Here is a 2,018-nt window from a genome sequence, read left to right on the forward strand (position 1 = left end):
AGGAGAAAACAATGGAGTTAGCTTTTTATTTAATTCAAATATGTCATTTCTTGTTTTCACCAATATTCTATATGTATTCTTAATATATAGATATTACACTTATCAAAGATTAAGGAAATTTTCAGTAATCCGAATAAGCAAATCAAAATACTGCAAATTTATTTTAAAAATCGAATTGCTGATCTGGTTCATATTTTTTGTGGTGGTATACCTATTATTTGCCTATTTAATAGGTATTCCTCAAGAGCATATGCACTTATATTTAGCGCAATTATCATTTTACGTTATCTTGAATTTATCGTTGATTTCATTTCAGGTTTATTGGTTCTATAAGGAATCGCCTATTCATATTTGTATTTTAATATCCTATTTGATTATGGCCATATACAACTATTACATCTGCAATTTAATCTTTCAATTGTTTTAGAAAGTGAGTTATTTATGAAAAAAGAAATAATAAAAATTAACAAAATAAACAAAGCATTTCGTGAGAATCCTGTTTTAATTGATTTAGATTTTTCCGTTTACGATAATGATGTTATCTATATTAAAGGCGAGAATGGTTGTGGAAAGTCTACATTGTTGAAAGTGATCTGCGGTCTATTAGATATCGATTCTGGATCTGTAGAAATCGACTCTAATTACTATATTGGTGCACTCATTGAAAATCCGGAATTCTCAGATTTTTCAAACATAAAAGAAAATCTATTATTCTTAGGCAATCTACGTTCAAAACTTAACATTAAGGAACTAGAGAATTTATGTAGAGATTTCCATCTCAATTTAAACGATAAAAAGCTATTAAGAAACTATTCTATTGGTATGAAACAGAAAATGGGAATTATACAAGCAATAATGGAAAATCAAGATATATTAATATTTGATGAGCCTACCAGGGGATTAGATGATTATTCAATCGAAGTATTTATCAAGAAGATGAAAGATCTTATAGAAAAGGGGAAAACTGTAATAATCGCATCACATGATTTTGTTGATATAGGATATTCACGATTTATTACAATGAAAAACGGTAGATTATATGAAGAAACAGCTAAGTAAATATTTTCTTCTATATGGATCTATACTATTGATACTAAAACTATACTTAACGGGTATATTTCCTGCCGCTCTTTTTATGGATTGGAAGACATATTCACAATCATTATTATTAGTATTCATATTTTTTGATGTGAAGTTGTTTAAATTCTTTCTAGTATTTAAATTTTTAAATTTCTTAATCTGTTTAAGACAAATGATTTTTTTCAGAACGAAACATTATAAGTTACTGATATGGTTAGGTGGAGTCATTTTCTCATTTTTATTAATATGTATTGACTTCTTATTCCTATTTCCAGAATTCAAATATTTAGTATACTTATTCTTTGATTTACTATTTATGTGTATGTTTATTGGATATCAAATTCTAACATTAAGCAAAAACAATATACATCATTTTTACATTGGATTCGCATTATATATCATTGCCAATCTAACTTTAAACAGTTTCTATTCTGTTTTTTAAATAGATATTTAGACATATTTCAAAATCACTTAGTGAGTGAAAGAATCTTTATGAACTATTTAGTATTATTTGTTTGCTCCATGATTATACCTATAGTAAACACATCTTCTGTTTCTCAAGCTCTTATAAGTTATGAAATTGATTTTATATATTATATATTATATGGTATCCTCAGGCATATTTGGTATTGCCATTAAGTATTTAAAAAAGAATGAACATCCAATAGTAGTTATTTTACTGGCAACTATTGCAGAAGATCTAATCATAAATCTATTATGTGATATCAAGTTTATTACGTATATTATTCAGATTGCACTTATTATCATATTTGCTCTGTACACAAAGTATAAAAGCAAATATGTAGCATACTAAAAAGGAGATGAATTATGAAAAATTTAAATTGGAGTAAAATGCGTTTCATATGTATTTTTCTTGCCTTTTCACTTGTAATCTTAGGATATTTTTTTCGTAATCACTATTATTATCAATTTTTGGG

The 2,018-nt window shown here is 26.2% G+C and carries 1 protein-coding gene; it reads left to right on the plus strand.

Features of this window, described 5'->3' with window-relative positions; translation table 11 throughout:
* Positions 1 to 441 precede the first annotated feature (441 nt).
* Positions 442 to 1,059, plus strand: a complete 618-nt coding sequence (locus EUBIFOR_RS10645; protein WP_040466518.1) for an ATP-binding cassette domain-containing protein — start codon at positions 442 to 444, stop codon at positions 1,057 to 1,059.
* Positions 1,060 to 2,018: the final 959 nt, after the last annotated feature.

Source organism: Holdemanella biformis DSM 3989 (assembly GCF_000156655.1).
Taxonomy (GTDB): domain Bacteria; phylum Bacillota_I; class Bacilli_A; order Erysipelotrichales; family Erysipelotrichaceae; genus Holdemanella; species Holdemanella biformis.